Source organism: Pelagimonas sp., assembly GCF_050633425.1.
GTDB lineage: Bacteria > Pseudomonadota > Alphaproteobacteria > Rhodobacterales > Rhodobacteraceae > Pelagimonas.
Genome location: NZ_JBOEGM010000033.1, coordinates 1 through 4965 on the forward strand (window position 1 = coordinate 1; position 4965 = coordinate 4965).

Genomic DNA, 4965 nt, shown 5'->3' on the forward strand with positions numbered 1-4965 from the left:
AGATTGCCGTCCTTGTCCTTGTAGGTGCGCGCGACCGTGACGGTGTGGTAGGCTCCGGTTTCGCTTTCATTGCGCCAGATGGCGGCCTTGAGTGCGCCTTCGCGCAGGGTTTCTGCTGGGCGGTTGGTGTGATCGTCAGACATGGTCTGTCCTTTCTGTGGTTGGGGAGGGTTGGAAAGAGTTGCCGCGCGGCGATGTTCTGCTTCCCAACGCCTGTTAAAGGCGCGTGCGTCGACCTCGGCGGCCAATTGCGGGGAAGGTTTCAGAACCGGATGCGGTTGCTTTTGCGCCACCATAGACGGATCTTTTTCTCGAGGTGGTTTTGCGGCCTCATCGCGCGCATTGCTGTTGGCGGCGAACTGCCGCTGCAGGCGCAGATGGCGCAGACGTTCGACAAAATCACTGCCCGGCAGATCGGGGTGCGCATTGGCATAGGTGATGGGGGTCTTGGCCATGATCTACCTTTCAACTTGGGACCAAAAACCGCCCTTGTATTGCGGATAATGCGCGTAGCGTTCTGGCACGGGTGCGGTGATGACGCGGCGGGTGCGTTTGCCCCAAAAGGTCTGGACCTGCACGCTGTCCAAAGGCGGATGGTAGGGGTTCGGGTGGTAGGTCAGACCGCGCACCTCCCAATAGGGGCGACGAGTTAGCGGGATCGGATACGGAACGTCTTCATGGAAGAAGTAGGCCATATCGACAGGCGCATTCATCACCTCATCCACCGTCTGCAACTGGCGATGCTGCTTGGTCTGATGCTCAGTCGCAAAGCTTTGGTGGGAAATTTCCAGGGCGGCGCGCAACGGGTCACCGCCATTGATCACCGAATGCAGCGCCGTGTTGCGCGCATGGGTCGCCCGTTCCTGTGCCAGGCGGTCATCATAGACCAGCGTTTGGGAGCCACACATATCGGCGCAGCTCTTGGCGCTGCCCCAATCGCGCAGGGCGAACATCAGCTTGCCCGCCGCGCTGGACTTGATCTGCGCCTTGGCGTTTAGCCCCAGATTGTCCATCTGATCTTCGGTCTGGAAGACGGCAATCGGCTGGATGCCAATGCCCGCGCCATAGGTGAAGAGACGTGGCACAAGCGGAAAGCCACCGCTGTCTCCGCCGAGCTGGCCGCATTCATCGAGAATAAACGTGATACGCCGTGCGGCAGGCGCGCGCGACTTGTAAAGCGTTGCCCCAACGAAGAAAGTTTTGAGAACGGGGCTCCAGGCCTGAAGGTATTCGGCGGGTGGGCAGAGGTAGAATTGCCATGCTTGATTTTCACGGGCCTGATTGTCATCAACCAAATCGGCCAAGGACATGGTGTAAGGTGGCGAGACTGAGTCCATGAGCACCGGATCGGAGAGACAGGCGACGGATTTGGACAATTCGCCCAGGATGCCACGAAAGCCACCTGTGGAATCCGCGCGCGCCGTGGCGATTTCGGCCTCGATCTGACGGACTTTGGGAAAGCGGGACTGGGACATCTGATAGGCCAGCTCGAGCCAGTCGTCACCGCCCGCAATCAGCGCATTCACCGCATCATAGAGGGCGGGCCATGTGACCACTTCCATGATTTCGGCGATGACCAGCGAAAGCGCCTCGCCGTATTCTCGGCATCGTGGCGGGTAAAAATCGTCTTTCGATCCAGCGCGGGAGGGAGCGAGTTCGCCCCACAAAACTTTGGTGTCCGAGACCAGTGTCGGGCTATCAATGCGCATATAATCCAGTGGGTTCACGCGGTCCTGCGGCAGGCCATGAAGGCCCACCGGGTTCCAATAGGCGCAGAACTTCCCGTCTGCTGTCTGGTCTTGCGAGAGATAGGCCCCTTCGCCCTTGGGATCGAGCATCATGAGTGTGTGCTTGCAAGTGCCGGACAGTAGATTCCGGCAAATCACATCGCGCATTTTGCCCGCCCTGGCACCGGCGACGATGATTTGGCCTGCTGGCCCGTGGAACCAAACCTCGCGACCCTCAAAATAGCCAACAAAGAAAGATTCGGGGCGTTGTTCAAAAAGCTCGGCGCGGTGCAGGTCTTGATAGGTGGCAAACCGGCTCGATCCGAACCGGTTTGCTTCGTTGTCACGCCGAGAGCTCGAAGAGCTGCCAGAGCGTGGAAAGAACGGGAAGGCCATCAGCGCCGCCCGCCAAAGAGCTGCGTCATCACCCCCATAACGAAGCTGACAAAGCCAACACCGAGGCCCAATTTCACGCCAAAGAACATCAGCGGATAGGCGGCAATCTTGAGCAACCAATAGACAAAAGCTGCCCCAGCGCCCTCATAGCGGGCGTGAATGGCGCGCAGGAGCGGCTGTTCAAAATAGGACCAGAGATCCGGCGTCCAGAAGATCGACGCATAGATTGCGATGAAGGTGGCGAGCCATCGCCCGCTTGTGGCGATCAGCGGGTTGGCCTTGCCATCCCCGCCGCCGCCCAGTCCGAGAAGCCAGTTCATTTCATATCCTCCAGTTTGTCAGTTGAAAAAGTGATCGGATGCCAGTCGCCCTTGGGCAGCGCAGGCCGGGTGATCGGCGTGGCGCTGCTGGCCTCTGGCAATCTTGTGAGGGGCAGAAAGGCGCTCAGATGCTTGGCAAACGCGCCTTCGATACGGGTGTAGTTGTTGTATTCCGTGCCCTTGCGGTAGCTGTTGGTGACGCCAACAATGGCAAAGCTGGCCCCGCCATCACGCGAGACGATCAGAGGCCCGCCCGATCCGCCGGGCACAGCATCACAGCCCGTGGCGGCGATGGTGGCGGTGCTGTCGCCCGCCACGTCGCCGGTATCTTCCCGCGCCGTGGCTTCGCAGCGCACCCCGAACACATCATAGCGTGCAAATTTGTCCGACGTGGTTCGGGCGGCGTAGAGCGGGTGCTGCGCATAACTTGGCAGATCCGCGTAGCGATAGGCCCCGATGCTCAGCAAGATCTGATCCTGTGCCTCGATCAGGTCATCCGGGGTTTCTGCCACGGGCAGGATTTGGGCGGCCTCGCAGGCGGGTTGCGCCAGTTCAACAATGGCATAGTCCAGCCCGAGACGCGCACGCGGGGACATGCTGCCGGGATGGATGGCTTTGAACGCATAGGCCTGCCCGCAGGCCTCAAGGTAAATCCGCCCATCCGAGGGCGCGGGCGGATTGCTGGTCAAGCCATATGGGCCTTCCCATTTGCCCGTATCGACAAAGACATGTGCTGTGCTCAGCACCAGATCACGCGCAATCAGCGCCCCAGTGGCTTGCCCGCCATGATCCCAAAACACCGGAGCAGTGCCGGACAACTGGCCCGTGAAGTCGCGGTCTTCAAAGCCAAAGACATGCGGGACATAGACCAGCGGCGTGCGATCATCCCGCCCCGGAGCGGGCGCATAGGGAACGGAGAAGCTGGTCTGTGGTGCCGGAGGACGTTCCTCCGGCAGGTCTGGGGTTGGGGCTTCTGGCACTTGAGCAAAATGATCCAGCAGCCAATCCGGCAGGTCGATCTTGTCCATTGCTGTTGTGAAGACCATCGCGCCGCACAGCGTGGCCGCGACGGGGAGCGGCCAGAGGCCAAGAATTGTATCAAGCCTTGTCATCGGATTTGTCCTCAGCAGGTTTTTTGGATCCGCGCTTGCGGGTTGTGGTTTTGGGCTTGGGAAGCTTGGCGGCAGGCTTGCTCAGGCGCGGGCGTCCACGTTTCGGCGCTCCGGTCTCGGACTCGATCCGGCGCTTGGATTCCGCTATCAGGTGCAGAAATTCTTCGACACGGGACAGATCCGTCAGGGTGATGTAACTCGGCAGCGGCTGATCATTCTCTTCGCGGATTTTGAGTTTGAGCGAACGATACAAGGCCAGACGGAATCCGACGCCAATCCAACCGCAGAGATCGAGCAACAAGGCGGCCATAGTCAGCGCAGGCAGGCGGGTTGACGCCGCAAACAACCGTTCCGCCATGCTCAGCGTCACCTGTTCCGGCAGGTCGGGCGACTGCGACTCGATACGATCTGCTTCCGCCTGCAACTGCGCCGCATAGCGGCGCATCTCGGCGCTGATCTCAGCGATCCGCGCACGGGACTGCGCCTTGGCCTGGCTGCGTGCGGGCACACCTTCGGCGATGCTCTGCGCCGCCTGACGGATCACCCGCGCTGGATCAAGCGACAGCAAAGCGCGCATCTCGCCAATGGCCTGCGCCTCAAGGGTCTTGAGATACGCACGTTTTTCCGCAGCACTCATCTTTGTGTCGATCTGCGCGATCCGCAACTCTGCGATATGTGCATTCAGGGTCGAGACATGCCCATTGGCCTGTTTCAACATGGCCTCAAGAAGGTCAGCCGCCTGAACATACTTGACCGCAGCCGCCCCATAGGAGTTCGACACCGAGCCAACGCCGGGTTCACCTGTCGGGCCGTTTCCCGCAATCTCAGCGCTTTCCAGACTACGCGCCTGTTCCGCACGATCCTCCAAGGCAGCGCGAATGACATTCAGTTCGCCGACATAGGAGACAAAGCCCTGTCCGGCATTGCTCATTCGGTCGATGCGCCCTTGCTGTGCAAGGTCCTCGCTGACCTCACCCGCCGTTGCGCTGAGATTGGCCGTGACCGACACCGCCGCATAGCTGGAGAACCCGAGCGTCGCGACAACGGCAAAGATCAGCAGCGGATTTTTTGCTTCGATATATGGAATCTGCCATGTGCCAGCCCAGAAGATCCGAGCGATCATCCAAAGACTTGCCCCCATTAGGGCGCACAGCAGGAAGTCATAAAGATCGGGATCGGCGAACTGGCTCAGCAGCCCTGCTGCGGAAATCACCGCCGAGATCAGCGCCAGCGCCGACAAAGCAGGCCATGCCTTGGCATCAAAAGCCTTGCACAAAGCCAGCAGAAAAGCCGCAGACCACAGCGGTCCGGGATCGTTATTATGAGGGGTCATAAGATGTCCTCCGTGATGACATCAGGCATGCCTCAGCCGTTCCCGCCGAACGGGTCGGCGCGGTGAAGCGCCAAAGC

Annotated in this window: 5 protein-coding genes; all 5 read right to left on the reverse strand. The window is 60.2% G+C overall.

Annotation, left to right across the window (positions count from 1 at the left end; all coding sequences use genetic code 11):
• A partial coding sequence (locus ACRBB0_RS23010) for a hypothetical protein (protein WP_431376819.1) occupies positions 1-455 on the reverse strand: 455 nt, incomplete at its 3' end.
• A 3-nt stretch (positions 456-458) separates the two neighbouring features.
• Complete coding sequence (locus ACRBB0_RS23015; protein WP_431376820.1) at positions 459-2123, reverse strand: type IV secretory system conjugative DNA transfer family protein; 1665 nt, start codon at positions 2121-2123, stop codon at positions 459-461.
• A complete protein-coding gene (locus ACRBB0_RS23020) occupies positions 2123-2443 on the reverse strand; it encodes a hypothetical protein (RefSeq protein ID WP_431376821.1) in 321 nt (106 codons plus the stop codon). Before ACRBB0_RS23020 ends, ACRBB0_RS23015 begins: the two co-directional genes overlap by 1 nt.
• The gene (locus tag ACRBB0_RS23025) at positions 2440-3555 is read right to left on the reverse strand and encodes a trypsin-like serine peptidase (RefSeq protein WP_431376822.1); all 1116 of its coding nucleotides are present in this window, start codon (positions 3553-3555) and stop codon (positions 2440-2442) included. The genes ACRBB0_RS23020 and ACRBB0_RS23025 overlap by 4 nt, the downstream gene beginning before the upstream one ends.
• Positions 3542-4888, reverse strand: coding sequence for a hypothetical protein (locus ACRBB0_RS23030; protein ID WP_431376823.1), 1347 nt, complete (start codon positions 4886-4888; stop codon positions 3542-3544). The genes ACRBB0_RS23025 and ACRBB0_RS23030 overlap by 14 nt, the downstream gene beginning before the upstream one ends.
• Between the last annotated feature and the right edge of the window lie 77 nt (positions 4889-4965).